Annotated in this window: 18 protein-coding genes; 11 read left to right on the plus strand and 7 right to left on the minus strand. The window is 68.9% G+C overall.

Annotation, left to right across the window (positions count from 1 at the left end; translation table 11 throughout):
• Positions 1-26: 26 nt before the first annotated feature.
• Genes mtnA through ALI144C_RS48225 form a run of 3 tightly spaced genes read left to right on the plus strand, consistent with a single transcriptional unit; the run spans position 27 to position 4,673 of the window.
• A complete protein-coding gene (gene mtnA / locus ALI144C_RS48215) occupies positions 27-986 on the plus strand; it encodes an S-methyl-5-thioribose-1-phosphate isomerase (RefSeq protein ID WP_076994020.1) in 960 nt (319 codons plus the stop codon).
• Positions 967-2,865: a bifunctional aldolase/short-chain dehydrogenase gene (locus ALI144C_RS48220; protein ID WP_076994021.1), complete on the plus strand. Its 1,899-nt coding sequence runs from the start codon at positions 967-969 to the stop codon at positions 2,863-2,865. The genes mtnA and ALI144C_RS48220 overlap by 20 nt, the downstream gene beginning before the upstream one ends.
• 59 nt (positions 2,866-2,924) lie before the next feature.
• Positions 2,925-4,673, plus strand: coding sequence for a proline--tRNA ligase (locus tag ALI144C_RS48225; RefSeq protein ID WP_076994815.1), 1,749 nt, complete (start codon positions 2,925-2,927; stop codon positions 4,671-4,673).
• A gap of 75 nt (positions 4,674-4,748) precedes the next feature.
• On the opposite strand, the gene ALI144C_RS48230 is transcribed toward ALI144C_RS48225, so the two are convergent.
• The 4 genes from ALI144C_RS48230 to ALI144C_RS48245 all read right to left on the minus strand — a co-directional run bounded on the left by ALI144C_RS48230 (position 4,749) and on the right by ALI144C_RS48245 (position 7,627).
• Positions 4,749-5,579 (minus strand): hypothetical protein, encoded by an 831-nt coding sequence (locus ALI144C_RS48230; protein ID WP_076994022.1) that lies wholly within the window; start codon positions 5,577-5,579, stop codon positions 4,749-4,751.
• 10 nt (positions 5,580-5,589) lie between these two features.
• A complete protein-coding gene (locus ALI144C_RS48235) occupies positions 5,590-6,306 on the minus strand; it encodes an HAD family hydrolase (RefSeq protein WP_076994023.1) in 717 nt (238 codons plus the stop codon).
• A 126-nt stretch (positions 6,307-6,432) separates the two neighbouring features.
• Complete coding sequence (locus tag ALI144C_RS48240) at positions 6,433-7,134, minus strand: hypothetical protein (RefSeq protein WP_076994024.1); 702 nt, start codon at positions 7,132-7,134, stop codon at positions 6,433-6,435.
• An 82-nt stretch (positions 7,135-7,216) separates the two neighbouring features.
• Entirely contained in the window at positions 7,217-7,627 is a 411-nt protein-coding gene (locus ALI144C_RS48245; RefSeq protein ID WP_076994025.1) for a secondary thiamine-phosphate synthase enzyme YjbQ, read from the minus strand.
• 30 nt (positions 7,628-7,657) lie between these two features.
• Between ALI144C_RS48245 and ALI144C_RS48250 the strand changes: the two genes are divergently transcribed.
• Both ALI144C_RS48250 and ALI144C_RS48255 read left to right on the plus strand, forming a co-directional pair.
• A complete protein-coding gene (locus tag ALI144C_RS48250) occupies positions 7,658-8,689 on the plus strand; it encodes an aminotransferase class V-fold PLP-dependent enzyme (protein ID WP_076994026.1) in 1,032 nt (343 codons plus the stop codon).
• A gap of 22 nt (positions 8,690-8,711) precedes the next feature.
• Positions 8,712-9,416 carry a hypothetical protein gene (locus ALI144C_RS48255; protein ID WP_143231340.1) on the plus strand — a complete coding sequence of 235 codons (705 nt, stop codon included), beginning with the start codon at positions 8,712-8,714 and terminating at the stop codon, positions 9,414-9,416.
• Here ALI144C_RS48255 and ALI144C_RS56465 read toward each other — a convergent pair.
• Both ALI144C_RS56465 and ALI144C_RS56470 read right to left on the minus strand, forming a co-directional pair.
• Entirely contained in the window at positions 9,406-9,888 is a 483-nt protein-coding gene (locus ALI144C_RS56465; protein WP_193441289.1) for a ferritin-like domain-containing protein, read from the minus strand. The two genes, ALI144C_RS48255 and ALI144C_RS56465, sit on opposite strands and share 11 nt — an antisense overlap.
• The gene (locus tag ALI144C_RS56470) at positions 9,888-10,346 is read right to left on the minus strand and encodes a hypothetical protein (protein WP_237774741.1); all 459 of its coding nucleotides are present in this window, start codon (positions 10,344-10,346) and stop codon (positions 9,888-9,890) included. The genes ALI144C_RS56465 and ALI144C_RS56470 overlap by 1 nt, the downstream gene beginning before the upstream one ends.
• A 107-nt stretch (positions 10,347-10,453) precedes the next feature.
• Here ALI144C_RS56470 and rimP point away from each other — a divergent pair, with 107 nt between their 5' ends.
• The 6 genes from rimP to rbfA all read left to right on the plus strand — a co-directional run bounded on the left by rimP (position 10,454) and on the right by rbfA (position 16,509).
• The gene (gene rimP, locus ALI144C_RS48265) at positions 10,454-10,969 is read left to right on the plus strand and encodes a ribosome maturation factor RimP (protein WP_076994028.1); all 516 of its coding nucleotides are present in this window, start codon (positions 10,454-10,456) and stop codon (positions 10,967-10,969) included.
• Positions 10,966-11,994, plus strand: a complete 1,029-nt coding sequence (gene nusA / locus ALI144C_RS48270; RefSeq protein ID WP_076994029.1) for a transcription termination factor NusA — start codon at positions 10,966-10,968, stop codon at positions 11,992-11,994. Before rimP ends, nusA begins: the two co-directional genes overlap by 4 nt.
• A 138-nt stretch (positions 11,995-12,132) precedes the next feature.
• Complete coding sequence (locus tag ALI144C_RS48275) at positions 12,133-12,381, plus strand: YlxR family protein (RefSeq protein ID WP_441297623.1); 249 nt, start codon at positions 12,133-12,135, stop codon at positions 12,379-12,381.
• A 90-nt stretch (positions 12,382-12,471) separates the two neighbouring features.
• Positions 12,472-15,654, plus strand: a complete 3,183-nt coding sequence (gene infB / locus ALI144C_RS48280; protein ID WP_076994031.1) for a translation initiation factor IF-2 — start codon at positions 12,472-12,474, stop codon at positions 15,652-15,654.
• Positions 15,655-15,733: 79 nt separating this feature from the next.
• Entirely contained in the window at positions 15,734-16,030 is a 297-nt protein-coding gene (locus tag ALI144C_RS48285; RefSeq protein WP_076994032.1) for a DUF503 domain-containing protein, read from the plus strand.
• Between the two features lie 29 nt (positions 16,031-16,059).
• Positions 16,060-16,509, plus strand: coding sequence for a 30S ribosome-binding factor RbfA (rbfA, locus tag ALI144C_RS48290; protein ID WP_076994816.1), 450 nt, complete (start codon positions 16,060-16,062; stop codon positions 16,507-16,509).
• 72 nt (positions 16,510-16,581) lie between these two features.
• On the opposite strand, the gene ALI144C_RS48295 is transcribed toward rbfA, so the two are convergent.
• Positions 16,582-17,616 (minus strand): TRM11 family SAM-dependent methyltransferase, encoded by a 1,035-nt coding sequence (locus tag ALI144C_RS48295; protein WP_076994033.1) that lies wholly within the window; start codon positions 17,614-17,616, stop codon positions 16,582-16,584.
• Positions 17,617-17,734: the final 118 nt, after the last annotated feature.

Below are 17,734 nucleotides of genomic sequence, written 5' to 3' on the forward strand. Positions count from 1 at the left end.
GGAAGGGAACTGGAAGAGTGAACCTCATGCGGACGATCGACTGGAAGAACGAGCGAATTGTCCTGATCGACCAGACCCTGCTGCCCGGCACTGTCAAGCTCGTCGACGTCGACACGGTCGACGAGCTCGTCGACGCGATCAAACGCCTTGCCGTGCGCGGCGCACCCGCGTTGGGCGTCGCCGGAGCCCTCGGCGTGGCACTGGCCGCCAAGAACGGCGAAGACGTGCCGTCGGCGGCGGACAAGCTCAGCAAAGCCCGGCCGACCGCAGTCAACCTCTCCTGGGGCGTCAACCAGGTCATGGCCAAGCTCGACCAGGGCACGGACGCCATGGTCGAGATGGCCAAGTACATCCTCGAGGACGACGTCAAACGCAACAGCGACCTCGGCCGCAGGGGCGCGCAGTGGTTGATCGACAACGTCGGACCGCGAATCAACGTGCACACCCACTGCAACGCCGGGGCCCTGGCGTGCGTCGAATGGGGGACCGCGCTCGGTGTCGTCCGGGCGCTGCAGGAGCGTGACGCGGTGGGCCACGTGTACCTCGACGAGACACGTCCGCTGCTGCAAGGAGCGCGGCTGACCGCGTGGGAACTGCGGCAGATGGGCATCGAACACACCGTCGTCGTCGACTCCGCGGGCGCGACCGTGCTCGCCAGGGGACTGGTCCAGGCCGTGGTCGTCGGCGCCGACCGGATCGCCGCGAACGGCGACGTGGTCAACAAGATCGGCACGTACCCGCTGGCACTGGCCGCCGCCCGCGCGAAGGTCCCCTTCCTCGTCGCCGCACCGGAATCCACCATCGACATGGCCACGCCGGACGGCGCCTCGGTCGAGATCGAGATCCGGGACGCCGCCGAGGTTCTCGGCGAGCACACCCCGCACGGCAGCGCCGCGCTCAACTTCGCCTTCGACGTCACCCCGGCGGACCTGGTCACCGCGATCATCACCGACGAACGGATCATCGATGGAAAACCGTTGGGCTGAAACGTTTCCGGACCCGCTCGACGACTGCGTGCAGGCCTCGCGGCTGCTCGGTGCCGAGCCCGGTCTCGTGCTGCACGGCGGCGGGAACACCTCGGTCAAGGCGACCGTCGCCGACATCACCGGCGAACCGGTGGAAGTGCTGTACGTCAAGGGAAGCGGCTGGGACCTGGCGACCATCGAGCGACCCGGCTTCGCGCCGCTGCGGCTCGACCGGTTGCGCGAGCTGGTCAAGCTCCAGCAGTTGCCGGACAGCAGGATGATGAACGAGTTGCGTTGTGCGCTGCTCGACGCCCAAGCACCGGACCCCAGCGTGGAAACCCTGCTGCACGTCGTCCTGCCGCACACCTCGGTGCTGCACAGCCACGCCGACGCGGTGATCACCCTGACCAACCAGAGCGAGCCGTTGGTCAAGGAGGTCTACGGCGACAAAGTCGTCGTCGTGCCCTACGTCATGCCGGGTTTCCAGCTCGCCCGTACGGCCGCGGAACTGTTCCGGGAGCAGCTGACCGACGACGTCGTCGGGGTCGTGCTGATGAACCACGGCCTGTTCACCTTCGGTGAGAACGCGAAAGAGGCGTACGACCGGCACATCGAGCTGGTCGGCATGGCCGAGGCGCGCATCGGCGGGAGCCCGAACGCGGCCGAGCCCGTGGTGATCGACCCGTTGACCATCGCCCGGATTCGCAAGGACATCGGGCCGATGATCGTCAGCAGGCACACCGACCCGGCCACGATGGCGTTCGTCGCCCGGCCCGACCTCGCCGACGTGGCCACCCGTGGCCCGGCCACCCCCGACCACATCATCCGCACCAAACGCGTCCCGCTGGTCGGCAGGGACGTCGACGCCTTCCGCCGGGACTACCGCGAATACTTCGACCGCAACGCCACCGACGGGCTGGTGATGCTGGACCCGCAGCCGCGCGTGATCCTCGACCCGGACCTGGGCATGCTGACGATCGGCAAACGGGCCAAGGACGCGGACATCGCCGCGGACATCTACCGGCACACGATCCGGATCATCGAGAACGCGGAGCGGATCGGCACCTACCGGGCGCTCGGCGAGCAGGACCTGTTCGACGTCGAGTACTGGGACCTGGAACAGGCGAAACTCAAGCTGGCCGGCGCGCCGGCCGAGTTCACCGGCGAGGTGGCCCTGGTCACCGGCGCGGCGTCGGGCATCGGCAAGGCGTGCGTCCAGGCGCTGCGGGCCAAAGGCGCCAGCGTGGTCGGGCTCGACCTGACACCGTCCGACAGCGGTGTCGACTACCTCGGCCTCCAGGTGGACGTGACCGACCCGCAGGCGGTCAGGCAGGCGATCGCACAGGGCGTCGAGCGGTTCGGCGGCATCGACATCGTCGTGCCGTCCGCGGGCGTGTTCCCCGGCGACAAGCCCATCGCCGACCTCGACCACGCGACGTGGCGGCGGACCCTCGCGGTGAACACCGACGCGATCGCCGAACTGTTCACCCAGGTGCACCCCTACCTCAAGCTGGCGCCCAACGGCGGCAGGGTCGTGCTGATCGCGTCGAAGAACGTGCCCGCGCCGGGGCCGGGCGCGGCGGCGTATTCGGCGTCCAAGGCAGCCGTGACGCAGTTGGCCAGGGTCGCGGCACTGGAATGGGCCGCGGACGGGATCCGCGTGAACACTGTCCATCCGGACGCCGTTTTCGACACCGGCCTGTGGACCGACGAGGTGCTGGCGCGGCGGGCCGCGCACTACGGCCTGTCGGTCGGCGAGTACAAGCGGCGCAACCTGCTGAAAACCGAGGTGACCAGTGCCGGGGTGGGCAAGCTGGTCGCGGAGATGTGTTCGGCGACTTTCGCGTTCACCACCGGCGCCCAGGTTCCGGTCGACGGCGGCAACGACAGGGTGGTGTAAGGCGTGTCCGACGGCGTTCACTACGCTCTTTTCCACAATCGCCACGAGGAGTGAACGCTGTGATCACCAGGATGTCGTCGCTGTTCCTGCGCACATTGCGTGAGGATCCGGCGGACGCCGAGGTACCCAGCCACAAGCTGCTGGTACGCGCCGGCTACGTCCGCCGGGTGGCCCCGGGCGGTTACTCCTGGCTGCCGCTGGGCATGCGGGTGCTGCGCAAGATCGAGAACATCGTCCGCGAGGAGATGGACGCGATGGGCGCGCAGGAGATCCAGTTCCCCGCGCTGCTGCCCCGCGAGCCGTACGAGGCGACCAACCGGTGGACCGAGTACGGCCCCAACCTGTTCCGCCTCAAGGACCGCAGGGGCGCCGACTACCTGCTCGGCCCCACGCACGAGGAGCTCTTCGCGCTGACGGTGAAGGGCGAGTACAGCTCGTACAAGGACTACCCGGTCATCCTGTACCAGATCCAGACCAAGTACCGCGACGAAGCCCGTCCGCGTGCGGGCATCCTGCGTGGCCGTGAGTTCGTCATGAAGGACTCGTACTCCTTCGACCTCGACGACGAGGGCCTGGCCGACGCGTACCAGAAGCACCGGGACGCGTACATCAGGCTGTTCGACCGGCTCGGCATGGAATACGTGATCGTGAAGGCCACGTCCGGGGCGATGGGCGGCTCGGCGTCGGAGGAGTTCCTCGCGGTCGCCGAGTCCGGCGAGGACACCTACGTCCGCAGCACCGCGTCCGACTACGCGGCGAACGTCGAGGCCGTGGTCACTCCGGCACCGGCTGAGCTGTCCATTGAGGACAAGCCGGCCGCGCGGACCCACCACACCCCCGGCACGCCGACGATCGAGACCCTGGTCGACTTCCTCAACAACTCCGAGCTGGACAGGAAGTTCACGGCCGCCGACACGTTGAAGAACGTGCTCGTGAAGATCAGGCAGCCGAGCGACAAGGACTGGACGCTGCTGGCCGTCGGTGTGCCTGGCGACCGCGAGGTCGACATGAAGCGCCTCGAGGCGTCGCTCGAACCGGCCGAGGTCGCGCTGCTGGAGGAGCGGGACTTCGCGCGGAACCCGTTCCTGGTCAAGGGGTACATCGGCCCGGGGGCGCTCGCCGCGAACGGCGTGCGGTACCTGGTCGACCCCCGCGTCGTGCGCGGCACCGCATGGGTGACGGGCGCGGACAAGCCTGACCACCACGTGGTGGATCTGGTGTGCGGCAGGGACTTCACCCCGGACGGCACGATCGAGGCCGCCGAGGTCAGGGAAGGCGACCCGGCGCCGGACGGCGAGGGCACCCTGGTGGCCGCGCGCGGGATCGAGATCGGCCACATCTTCCAGCTCGGCCGCAAGTACGCGGACGCGTTCCAGCTCGACGCGCTCGGCCCCGACTCGAAGCCGATCCGGATCACCATGGGTTCGTACGGCGTCGGCGTCTCCCGCGCGGTCGCCGTGATCGCCGAGCAGCACCACGACGACAAGGGCCTGATCTGGCCGCGCAACGTCAGCCCCTTCGACCTGCACATCGTGATGGCGGGCAAGGACGACAGCATCAGGGAGTACGCGGAGCAGCTGGCCGCGGACCTGGACGGCGCCGGTGTGACGGTCCTGCTGGACGACCGGAAGGCCTCGCCCGGTGTGAAGTTCGCCGACGCGGAGCTGATCGGCGTCCCGACGATCGTGGTCGTCGGTCGTGGCCTGGCCAACGGCGTCGTCGAGGTCAAGGACCGCAAGAGCGGCGACCGCGAGGAGATCCCGGTGGGCGACCTGCTCGCGCACCTCAAGGCGCTGGTCCGCGGCTGACGCCCGGACGGACACGACGAAGCCCCCGGCCTTGTTCAGGCCGGGGGCTTCGTGGTGCTGTGCTCCGGGGCGGACTCAGTTGACGGGGTGCAGGCTGGTGACGATCTTCTCGAAGTCCGTGGCCGGGACAGCGTCGGGCACACCCTGGTCGCCGGTCGCGGCGATCACGATGCTGGTCTTGTCCTCCGGTTTCGCCTCGATCACGACGACGCTGACGGCGGCGGCCGTTCCCGGGCACTTGTCCTCGGGCCCGGGGGTGATGGTCATCGTCGCGGTGACGACGTAGGACTTCTTGTTCCCGTCGATCGTGACGGGCTTGGGCTCACCGAAGGTGAACTGCGGTTTCAAACCGGCCTTGGTCGTGTACACGGCCTCGCCGACGCGCTGGGCCGCTGCCTTCGACTGGGTGGCGTTGTCGCCCTCGTTCGGCACGGTCAGCAGGCCCGCGATGGCGCGGAACGAGTTCGGCACCCCCTGGCAGAAGCCCTTCTGGAAGATGCCGGGGGTGAACAGCGACAACGCGTTCGCGCCTTCGCCGAACACGGCCGATGAGGTCAACGGTTCCCAGGCAGGCGGGACGTCGTACCCCTTCGACGTCTTCAGCTCCTTGCCGTTGTTGACCGCGATCACCTTCCAGCCGTCGACCTTGGGCTTGCCGGTCGGTTTGGGTTGCAGCGGGTTGTTCGACGCGCCGGACTTGTCCGTCGACGGTGTCGTCGGGTTGGCGACGGCCAGTGCCTCGCCGTTCACAGCCGAGGTCGGCTTGACGATCACGAGCGCCGCGATCAGGCCGACCACGACGACAGCCGCCACGACGACCGCCACGATCAGGCCGGTCGGCTTCTTCGCCTGCGGCTTCTCGTCGTAGTAGCCGAGGCCTTTGTATCCCCCACCTGGAGCACTCACGGGGTTGAGACTAGTGGCCGTCCGGTAGTTGCCTGTCAAGAACTGCGGAAAGTACTTTCTCGGTGTCGGACAGGTCACGGAACACCGCGTGCGCACCGGCCTCCCGCAGCGAGGTCAGACTGTGCCTGCCGGTGCCGACGCCGATGGCGATGGCGCCGTGGTGCAGGGCGGCCCGCACGTCGTGTGGGGTGTCGCCGATGACCACGACCGACGCGGGCTCGAAGTACTCGCCGTGCTTTCGTCCGGCCAGGTCCATCGCGGCCGAGACCAGGTCGCTGCGCTCGGCCGACAGCGAGCCGTACCCGCCGATCTCCAGGTCGATGTGGTCGAGCAGGCCGAACGGGGCCAGCTTGACGTGCGAGACCTCGGCGAGGTTGCCGGTGACGAGCGACTGCACCACGTGGTCGTGTTCGGCGAGCGCGGCGAGGGCTTCCGGCACGCCGGGCAGCACGTGGCCGCGTTCGTGCAGGACGTGCCGCTCGGATTCGGCGATGGCGATCAGCTCGGCGAAGATCGCCTGGATCTCCTCCTCGGTCGCCTGCGCGCCGTGTGCCGAGAGCAACTCGTGGGTGATCGCCCGTTCGGTGCGCCCGGGGAACGCGGGCACGTGGGACAGGGCCAGCCCGAGCGTGTTGGTCAGCGCCGCGGAGTACCACTCCCGGCCGATGCCGGTCAGGTCGACGAGGGTCAGGTCGATGTCCCACAGTACGAGCGTTCGGTTACCCACCCGGACATAGTGGCACGATCGGGCGACCTCTTCGGCGTGTCGTATGCGCGGGCTTCGTGACTACCCGCTCATCGAGACAGCCGGTTGACGGGCCCCTGGTTTTTGTGAAGCCGCGAAGGCTTGTCCCTACGGAGCAACCCGCAGGCTCTTGACGATCGCGTCAAGACGGGCCGGGTCGGCCAGCGGCGTCGGCTCGTCCCGCCCCGGCACGGCGTCGGCGGCGACCACCAGCACCGAGTTGCCTGCCGACGTGGTCAGGGCGACGACAGTGACGGTGCCCTTGGTGCCCGTGCACTCGTCTGGTTCGCCGGACTCGGGCAGCGTGGCCTCGGCGCGGACCAGCGCGCCTTGTGCTCCGTCGACGGCAAGTGGCTGTGGCTTCTCGACTTTGACGGCCGCTGTCCGGTGGCCGTCGCTGTACTGGTCGGCCGCCACGGCGGCGGCGAGCTCACCGGCGGCCCTGCCGGGCTTGCGGTCGGGCTGGGCGACACCGCTCGCGGCGAACGCCCTGCCGTATTCCGCTCCTTGGCAGGTGTACCGGCCCCAGTCGGCGAGGTGGCCGAGTTTGACGCCGTTGGAGGTGGTGAGTGACTCGTCGTCGTCGGCCAGTTCCCAGTCCGGTGGCACCTCGAAGGTCAGCTTCGCGGCGGTGTCGGTCACGCGCTGCCACGAGTCGTGTGACGGCGCGGTCGCGGGCTCGTCGTACGGCGCCGCAGGAGCCTCGTTCTTGCGGCTGAGCAGCGAGGCAGCGGCGATTCCCCCGGCGACGAGCAGCATCGCCACGACGCCGAGCGTCACGATGAGCCGGGTCGGCCGTCGCAGAACCACACCTGAACGTTAGCTCGTAGTGACCGGCAGCGTCTAACAGGCACGCCGCGTTTTCAACGAATGTTTATTTCTAATGGGGCCGCTATCCCGGGAGAAAACTCAGCCGGACGGTCCGAACCGGGTTGTCCACATTGGTGTCCACCAGGCAGATCGATTGCCACGTGCCCAGCGCCATCCGGCCGTCGAACACCGGCACGCTCGCGTACGGCGGCAGGAAGGCGGGCAGCACGTGGTCCCGTCCGTGCCCAGGTGAACCGTGCCGGTGCTGCCACCTGTTGTCCTTGGGCAGCAGATCACCCAGCGCGGTCAGCAGGTCGTCGTCGCTGCCCGCGCCCGTCTCGATCACGGCGAGTCCCGCGGTCGCGTGCGGCACCCAGACGTGCAGCAGGCCGTCCGAAGTGTCCGCCTCGGACAGAAAACGCGTGCATTGTTCGGTCAGATCGTGGACGACTTCGCGTGATCCGGTATTGATTCGGAATTCTTCGCTGTACATATCCGGGATCATGCCGGGTAGCGTCCAACCGTGCGCATCGCATTCGGGCAGACATTCGACGTGCCGGCCGGGTACCTCAACACGGCGAGTATCGGAATCCCACCGAAAGTAGCCGTCGACGGACTGCTCGACGCGGCCAGGCGGTGGCAGTCCGGTGCGGACAGCGCGCCGGACTTCGACGCGGACGTGCGGCTCGCCCGCAAGGCGTGGGGCTCGCTGATCGGCGTCGACGAAAGCCGAGTCGCCTCGGGGGCAAGCGTTTCCCAGCTCGCCGGTCTGGTCGCGGCGAGCGTGCCGGACGGCACGCGGGTGCTCACCGCGCGCGGCGAGTTCACCAGCGTCACGTTCCCCTTTGCCGCACAGGCACATCGCGGGGTCACGGTGACCGAGGCCGGACTGGTCGAGTTACCGTCCCTTGTGGACCGTTTCGACCTGGTGGCGGTGAGCGTCGTGCAGTCCGCCGACGGTGCCGTCGTCGATCTCCAATCGTTACGCGAAGCGGCGGCGGCTTCCGGAACGCAGGTCCTGCTCGACGTCACGCAGGCGGCCGGGTGGATGCCGCTGCGACTGGACTGGGCCGACTGGGTCATCGGCGCCTGCTACAAATGGCTGATGTCGCCGCGCGGCGCCGCGTGGCTGGCGGTGAAGCCGGAAGTGTTGGAGCGCACCGTTCCCGTCGCGGCGAACTGGTACGCCGGTGACGACCCGTGGACCGCGGTCTACGGGCTTCCGCTGCGGCTGGCCGGGGACGCGCGCAGGCTCGACCTGTCGCCCGTGTGGTTCTCGCAGCTCGTCGCGGCGATCGTGGTGCCGTGGCTCGCGTCGCTGGACATCGAGGCGGTCTCCGACCACTGCGTCGGCCTCGCCGACGGACTGCTCGTCGCGCTCGGGTTGCCGCCGAAGGGATCCGCGATCGTCTCGCTCGACATCCCTGACGCGGGTGAGAAACTGGCCGCCGTCGGCGTGAAATCCAGCATTCGCGCAGGTCGCGTACGGCTCGCGTGCCATCTTTACAACACCGCCGGAGATATCGAATCGGTACTCGCGGCACTGCGGGCGTGACGGACTGGGTACCGTGCCTCTCGTGTCCGATCCTTACCGCCCGGGTCACTACCCAGCCAGCCCGGAGCAGACCACGCGCATTCCGCGAGTGCCGCCACAGCAGGCGCCGCGGCGTTCGCCCGAGCCAGGGAAGAGCAAGACCCGCGAGTACGTGCTCAAGGGGCTCGGCCTTGTCCTCGTCGCCGTGGTGTCGGGCATGCTGTGGTGGCTGATCCAGCAGAGCGGAAACCCGTCCTCCTCGGCGCAGGACCCGAACGGCACCGCCAAACCGCGGACGAAGTACGACTTCGTCAAGCACGAGCAGATCCCGCAGCCGCTGCGCGACAGCAACTGCGCGAGCAACTCGTACAACGACGTGAAGAAGTTCTTCGAGAAGAACCAGTGCACCCAGTTGACGCGTGAGCTCTACGTCGCCTCGGTCGACGGCCGCAAGGCGTACGTTTCCGTCGCCGTCGTCCGGATGCCGAACGCCGCACTGGCCCAGGAGCTCATGCACATGACCGAGAGCGACGGCACCGGCAACGTCAACGACCTGGTCAGGGAAGGTCGCGTGAAGGTGCCGGGGCTGAAGTCGTTGTCCAAGAACAACGGGTTCGCCAACAAGCTCAACGGCAACGACGTGGTCATCGTCGAGGCGGACTTCGAGGGTGGCAAGAAAGAGGACGAGACCAAGCTCGACGAGATCGCCAAGGACGCGCTGACCAAGGCCGACGAGATCAAGAACTAGCGGGCTGGCCGGGCATCGCCGGGGTGGCCGGCTTCGTCCCCGCCGCCTTGCGCCACCTGGTCGCGCGGACCGCGGAACTGGTGAGCGCCTCCAGCGCGGTCTTGCGCAGGTCCGCGTCGTCGGTGTGTTCGAGCACCGACCGCCACGCGACGGTCGCGTCCGTCTCGGCGATCGCGAGCACGGCCAGGCTCGACGGCTGGTCGGTCACGGGTTGCGGCGGCACGTACGCGACCTCGGCGGGTCTCGGCGTGACCTTGGCGGCCGTCAGTGCCCGTTCGACGGTGTCGCGGCGGGCCCGGTGGGTGGTCACGCCCTCGTTGAGCGCGTTGTTGAACGAACTCGGCAGGAACGCGCTGACCAGACCGTAGGTCCAGATGGCCGCGTGCTCGGCGCCCAGCGCCTGCTGCACCGCGTCGACCGAGTCGGCTGGGACGGTCTTCGCCGCGCCGGCACCCGCTGTCGGCTGGGTCATCAGATCACCTCACGAAGGCTCGCGCAGCCTGCTGCGATGGAACCGAGCAGCCCCGCGCGGTAGCGGGACACGGACACGACGAGCTCGCCCGCCTGCTTCTCGGCCGCCTTCAACGCGTCGACCATCTTCTGCTTGGTCGCGGGCGCGGCGGGCGCGCCCGACGACGGCGGTGGCGCGGACGCGGTCGTCTTCGGCGGGCGCTCCCGGTCCACTTCGGCCTGCAGGGCGGTCGCGTGCGCCGTCCTGGCCTTGGCGACCTCGTCGGCGACCGCGGCCAGATCCGGGGACGACTGGGCCAGCGCCGCCGCCGCGGCGGCGTCCTTGCGGGCCTGTTCGGCCAGTGCTGCCAACGGATCCGGCGGTGGTGGCGGCTTGGGCTCTGCGGTGCACGCGGGCACCAGCGGGACGGCGAGCACCGCCAGTACGGCACGCCGGGAAACGCTCTTCACGCCTGTCATCCTGCCAGTCGCCATGATGGCTGCCGGGCGGTATCCGCTGGACGAGATACGCTTGTCGCTACACACTCGATTGATCGAGACCATCATCCAGAACAGGAGCGGCGGACGTGGCGAACCAGCAAGGTGATCTCGGCGCGGCGCTCGAGCCCGTCGTACGGGACGCCGTTGGCGCGGCGGGCTTCGAGCTCGAACAGCTCGACGTCCAGCGCGCGGGTCGCCGCAGCCTGGTGAAAGTGGTGGTCGACGCCGAGGACGGCATCGGACTTGACGAAGTGGCCAGCGTGAGCCGGGCCCTGTCGGGTGTGCTCGACGAGCACGACCACGTGCTGGGCGGTCCGTACACCCTGGAAGTGACCTCACCGGGGCTCGACCGGCCGCTGACCAAGCCGAGGCACTGGCGCCGCGCGCGGCTGCGCCTGGTGAAGGTGCGCACGGCCGAGGAGACGTTCACCGGCCGCGTCGGGGACGCAAGCGAGAACGACGTGCAGCTGCTCGTCGGCGGCGAACTGCGGCAGGTGCCGTTCGACGCCGTCGACCACGCCGTCGTGGAGGTCGAGTTCAAACAACCACCACCGGACGAATTGGCCCGGTTGGGCGACGTGAGCCAGGAGGGGGAACGGTGAACGTCGACATCGCCGCTCTGCGCGCCATCGAGCGCGACAAGGACATTCCATTCGAGACGGTGATCGAGGCCATCGAGACGGCACTGCTCACCGCCTACAAGCACACCGACGGGCACGTCCCGCACGCCAAGATCGACATCGACCGGCGGACCGGCGTCGTCCGCGTGCTCGCGCAGCGGCTCGGCCCCGGCGGCGAGGTCGCCGAGGAGTGGGACGACACCCCGGAGGGCTTCGGCCGGATCGCGGCGACCACCGCACGCCAGGTCATCCTGCAGCGCCTGCGCGACGCCGAGCACGAGAAGACCTTCGGCGAGTTCGCGGCCAAGGAAGGCGAGATCATCGCGGGCGTCGTGCAGCGCGACGCGCGGGCCAACTCGCGCGGCATGGTCGTCGTCCAGGTCGGCGACACCGAGGGCGTGCTGCCGCAGGCGGAGCAGGTGCCCGGTGAGCGCTACGAGCACGGCGTGCGGATCAAGTGCTACGTCCTCGGCGTCACTCGTGGTAGTCGTGGCCCGCAGATCACGCTGTCCCGGACCCACCCGAACCTGGTGCGCAGGCTGTTCGCGCTCGAGGTTCCGGAGATCGCGGACGGCACGGTCGAGATCCCGGCGGTCGCACGTGAGGCAGGCCACAGATCGAAGATCGCGGTCCGCTCCACGGTCGCCGGGGTGAACGCCAAGGGCGCGTGTATCGGACCGATGGGAGCTCGAGTCCGAAATGTGATGAGCGAGCTCGCCGGGGAGAAGATCGACATCATCGACTTCTCCGAAGATCCGGCCACGTTCGTCGGGAATGCCCTCTCACCTGCGAAGGTTGTCTCCGTACGCGTGGTCGACGAGCGCGCGAAGACCGCACGGGTGGTCGTGCCGGACTTCCAGTTGTCGCTCGCGATCGGTAAGGAAGGGCAAAACGCAAGGCTCGCCGCTCGGCTGACCGGGTGGCGTATCGACATCCGCAGTGACGCCGAGACTGCCGCCAGTGCGCCGGACAACTCCCCGGCGCCGACGTCGGGTTCGGCTGAGTAGCCAGTAGTAGGTAGAATCTTGTCAGGTCGTCGTCGAGGGCCGGTTCCCGCACGTCGAGAAGGTCTCCCGGAAGGGCATGGCCCGATCCGGACGTGTGTGGGCTGCCGAACCAGGGCGCTGGCCGAGGAATTACTGCGCGTGGTCGCCGAGGACGGGAAGCTCGTACCCGATCCGCGGCGGCGGCACGCTGGGAGGGGCGCTTGGTTGCACCCCGTTCCGGCGTGCCTGGACTCCGCTGAACGGAAGAAGGCGTTCCCCAGGGCGTTGCGTGTCCAGGGGCCGTTGGACGCCAAGGCGGTGCGAGTCCAGCTCGGGTCTGAGGCCCGACCGACAGAAGACCAGTCATCTGGTCTAGCCGGACACAGGAAGCAGGTCGACCCGTCATGAGTCAGCCGTGAAGCCGACACCATGAACGTGCGACGGTAGGACGAGGTCGAGCGGGTACTTTTGCCGCCGGCCTCCCCAGTGAGGAGAGCAGTGGCAGGCAAGGCCCGCGTGCACGAGCTTGCGAAAGAGCTCGGTGTCACGAGCAAGGAAGTACTCACGAAACTCGCCGACCTCGGTGAGTACGTGAAGTCGGCGTCCTCCACCGTGGAGGCGCCGGTGGCGCGCAGGCTCCGGGATTCGTACCCGAAGTCGGGCGACGCCAAGGGTGCCAAGTCCAGCGGCGCCAAGCCGGGCCCGAGGCCCGGCCCGCCGGCCCCGAAGCCGGCCCCGAAACCCCAACCGCAGGCCCCCGCGGCCGCGGCGAGTGCTGCCCCGGCAGCCACGCCGTCCGCCCAGCCTGCCAAACCGGCGGCACCGGCTCCCAAGCCGCAGCAACAGCAACAGCAGCAGGCCCCGGCGGCCGCGTCCGCGAGCACGGCCACCCCGTTCCAGGCGCCCGCTGCCAAGCCGAGCCAGGGCCCGGGTGTGAAGCCGGGTCCGCGTCCCGGCCCGAAGCCGCCTCAGCCGCAGCAGCAGGCTCCGCAGCAGCAGTCGCCCCAGCAGGCGCCGCCGCAGCAGCAGCAGCAGCGGCCGGCCGCTGCCAGGAACGACAACCGCACCGACAACCGCTCCGACAACCGCAACGAGGGCAGGTCGGGTCCCCGGCCCGGTCCGAAGCCCGCGCAGCAGCAGGGCGGCGGCAACAGCGGTGGTGGCACGACAGTTCCGCCACGTCCGCAGTCCCCCAAGCCTGGTCCGCGCGCGCCGCGTCCGGGCAACAACCCGTTCGGTGTCGGCGGGGGCGCTCCCACGCCTCGCCCGCCGGGCCCGCGCCCAGGTGGCGGTGGCCAGGGTGGCGACCGTCCCGAGCGTGGTCCCCGTCCGGGCGGCGACCGTCAGGATCGCCCGCCGCGCGGTGACCGCGGTGACCGCCCGTCCGGCTCGAGGCCGAGCCCGGGCAACATGCCGCCGCGCCCGAACCCGGGCATGATGCCGCCGCGTCCGCAGCGGCCCGCCGGTGGTCCCGGCGGCGGTGGTGGTGGCCGTGGTGGTCCCGGTGGCGGTGGCGGCCGTGGCGGCCCCGGTGGCGGCGGTGGCCGTCCCGGTGGTGGTGGCGGCGGTGGCGGCTTCCGCGGTGGCGGAGGTGGCGGCGGCGGAGGCGGTGGCTTCCGCGGCGGCGGCGGTGGTGGCGGAGGCGGCGGTTTCCGTCCCGGTGGCGGTGGCCCCGGTGGCGGTGGCGGTGCTCCTGCCGGTGGCGGTGGCTTCCGCGGCGGCGGTGGTCGTCCCGGTGGCGGCGGCGGTCGCGGTGGTACCGCGGGTGCGTTCGGCCGTCCGGGTGGTCCTTCGCGCCGTGGCCGCAAGTCCAAGCGCCAGAAGCGCCAGGAGTACATGGACAACATGCAGGCGCCGAGCGTCGGCGGTGTCCGGTTGCCCAAGGGCAACGGGGAGACCATCCGGCTGCCGCGCGGTGCCTCGCTGACCGACTTCGCCGAGAAGATCAACGCCAACCCGGCCTCGCTGGTGCAGGTGTTGTTCCACCTCGGTGAGATGGTCACGGCGACGCAGTCCGTCTCCGAGGACGTGCTCGAGCTGCTCGGTACCGAGATGAACTACACCGTGCAGGTCGTCAGCCCGGAGGAGGAGGACCGCGAGCTGCTCGACTCCTTCGACATCACCTACGGCGAGGACACCGGCGGCGAAGAGGCGCTGGAGGCCCGTCCGCCGGTCGTGACCGTCATGGGTCACGTCGACCACGGTAAGACCCGCCTGTTGGACACCATCCGCAAGGCGAACGTGATCGCGGGCGAAGCGGGCGGTATCACCCAGCACATCGGTGCCTACCAGGTCAAAGCGGAGCTGCAGGGCAACGACCGGCTGATCACCTTCATCGACACCCCGGGTCACGAGGCGTTCACCGCCATGCGTGCCCGTGGTGCGCAGGCCACGGACATCGCGGTGATCGTGGTCGCGGCCGACGACGGTGTGATGCCCCAGACGGTGGAGGCGATCAACCACGCCCAGGCGGCCAACGTGCCGATCGTGGTCGCGGTGAACAAGATCGACAAGGAGGGGGCCAACCCCGCCAAGATCCGCCAGCAGCTCACCGAGTACGGCCTGGTCGCCGAGGAGTACGGCGGCGAGACCATGTTCGTGGACATCTCGGCCAAGCAGGGCCTCAACATCGACGGCCTGCTCGACGCGATCCTGCTGACCGCCGACGCGGCGCTGGACCTGCGGGCCAACCCGAACATGGAGGCCCAGGGTGTCGCGATCGAGGCCCACCTCGACCGCGGCCGTGGTCCCGTCGCGACCGTGCTGGTGCAGCGTGGTTCGCTGCGCGTCGGTGACTCGATCGTCGCCGGTGACGCGTACGGCCGCGTGCGCCGGATGGTCGACGAGTACAACGAGGACGTCACGGTGGCGACGCCGTCGCGGCCGGTCCAGGTCATCGGCTTCACGTCGGTGCCGGGTGCCGGTGACACGTTCCTCGTGGTGGACGAGGACCGGGTGGCGCGGCAGATCGCCGAGCGCCGCCAGGCCAGGACCCGCAACGCGCAGAACGCCGCGAAGTTCAAGCGGTACTCCATGGAGGACCTCGACTCGGTCCTCAAGGAGACCGGCGAGCTCACCTTGATCATCAAGGGTGACAACTCGGGTACCGTCGAGGCACTCGAGGACGCGCTGATGAAGATCGAGGTCGGCGACGAGGTTCAGGTCCGGGTCATCGACCGCGGTGTCGGTGGCATCACCAAGGCGAACGTCGACCTGGCGATCGCGTCCGGCGCGATCATCCTCGGCTTCAACGTGCGGGCCGAGGCGAAGGTGGCCGACCAGGCCACCCGCGAGGGTATCGACATCCGCTACTACTCGGTGATCTACCAGGCGATCGACGAGATCGAGCAGGCCCTGAAGGGCATGCTCAAGCCGGAGTACGAAGAGGTCGAGCTAGGCCGCGCCGAGGTGCGCGACGTGTTCAAGTCCTCCAAGTTCGGCACGATCGCCGGTTGTCTGGTGATGTCCGGCGAGATCCGGCGCAACGCCAAGGCTCGGTTGATCCGCGACAGCAAGGTGATCCAGGAGAGCCTCCCGGTCAGCTCGCTGCGTCGGTTCAAGGACGACGTGACCGAGGTCCGCGAGGGCTACGAGTGTGGTCTCACGCTCGGGTCGTACTCGGATCTCCGGGTCGGCGACGTCATCGAGACCTTCGAGATGCGCGAGAAGCCCCGCGGCTGATCGTTCGTGAAGTCCGTGTGGGGCCTGGTCCCCAGGCCCCACACGGTTTTTCTCCGACAATTCCCCATGGTGATGCCTGTTGTACGTCGGTGCGCTCGAGCTGGACATCCTGCTCGGTGACGTCCATTCGCTCAAAGAGAAGCGGTCGGTCGTTCGTCCGGTCGTCGCGGAGCTGCGGCGCAAGTTCGAGGTCAGCGTGGCCGAGGCCGGTCACCTCGACCTGCACCGCCGCGCCCTGATCGGGGTCGCGGTGGTGGCACCGGACGCCACGCACGTGCGTGAGCTGCTCGACGCGTGCGAACGGCTCGTGTCCGGCCGTCCGGAACTGCAGCTGCTGTCCGCCCGGCACCGGCTCGTCGGTCCCGAGGACGAGTAGATTTTTAGACGATGGAGGAGGGGAGCGCCGTGGCCGACCCGGCCCGCGCCCGCAAACTTGCGAAGCGGATCAAGCAAATCGTGGCGTCCGCACTGGAGCACGAGGTCAAGGACCCCCGGCTGACGCTGGTGACCATCACCGACGTCAAGCTGACGGGTGACCTGCAGGACGCGACCGTGTACTACACGGTCTTCGGGGACTCGCTCAACGCCGCGCCGGACACCAAAGGTGCCGCAGCCGCGCTGGAGAGCGCGAAAGGCGTGCTCCGATCCCTTGTCGGCCAAGGTACTGGCGTCCGCTTCACGCCGACGCTGACGTTCATGGCCGACACGATCCCCGAGGACGCCCGGCGGATGGACGATCTGCTCGCCAAGGTCAAGGAAGCCGACGAGGAGGTCGCGCGGATCGCGACCGGCGCCAAGCCCGCGGGCGAGCCCGACCCGTACCGAGCTCCCCGCGATCCCGACCTCGAGGACTAACCGAGCTTTCCGTGCAACCAATGTGGCCTTCGTAGCGTTTTGCGCAACGAAGGCCACATTGGTTGCCAACGGTCAGGGGCGGCGGGCGACCACGATGTCGCGGACGATCGCCTGGTCGACGCGGTGCTGGAAGTCCAGGTACGGCCCGGTTTCCACCGGTTCGAGGCCGGCTCCGGCGAGCACCTCGGCGACGTCGTCCCGTCGTGCGACGTTCGTGTTCCACGAAATGCCCAGCGCCCCACCGGGTTTGAGCAGCTTGGTCCATCCGGGAGCCGCCGCTTCGACCAGGTCGAGCGGGCTGCGGTGCAGTCCGTGCTGCTGGGTTCGGCTGCCGTGCTGCACGCCGTAGGGCGCGTCCGCGACCACCAGGTCGAAGCTGCCTGACTTGTAGAACTCGGCGGCTTTCGCGGTGTCGCCGTTGATGTACGTCAGGTCCAACGCGTCGCCCGCTTTGTAGCTTTCCTTGCTGACGCCGACGGAGACGTGCAGCCGCTTGCCGATGTTCTTGTGCTCACGGCGGATCCGCGTGATCTCGGCGTCGTGCTTGAGCCGTTTGCGCTTCAGCCACGTCTGCAGGAACGTCGAGTACGCCTCGAAGTCCTTGGTGTCGATGTCGAGACCGGCCGCGTCGTAGCCGTACATCAGCGCCTGGTTGAGCGTGGTTCCCCTGCCGCACAAGGGATCGAACACCTTGAACCGCCGGTCGAGCATCTCGTCGGCGCGGGCGGAGGCGAGCAGGGTGACGTTCAGCAGGAGCTTGGTGAAGTGCTCGTTGGTCTTGCCCTGGTACTTCTGGATGGTGATCAGGTCGTCGTCGAACTTGTCCAGCGGCCGCAGTTCGACCGGGTCGAGCAGTCGGCCATCCATCCGGAAAAGCGCGTAGATGGCCGACATGTTGGCCAGGTAGTCCGCGTCCTTCGGCGTCAGTTCGTCGGCTTCGAACGCCACGTACGGCACGCCGCCGATCCGGGTCTCGGCTATGTCGGTCAGCTTGCCGCCGAGCACGGCCTGGTCGAACACGCCCAGCTCGGCGATGGTCAGCCCGACCGACGACTCGGCGTACACCCGGTTCATCGCAGGGAGGACTAGAAGTGCGTAGCGGGTCATCGTCTCCTGCGCAGTGTTGGCCGGTCGGGGCTGCGAGCTTAGCTGTTCCCACCTCCGCGACCGTGCGGTGCTCGGCCGGACGGTCCGAAATTGTCAGACCCACCCGCTACGGTCGTTT

The sequence above is a fragment of the Actinosynnema sp. ALI-1.44 genome (genome assembly GCF_001984155.1).
GTDB lineage: Bacteria > Actinomycetota > Actinomycetes > Mycobacteriales > Pseudonocardiaceae > Kibdelosporangium.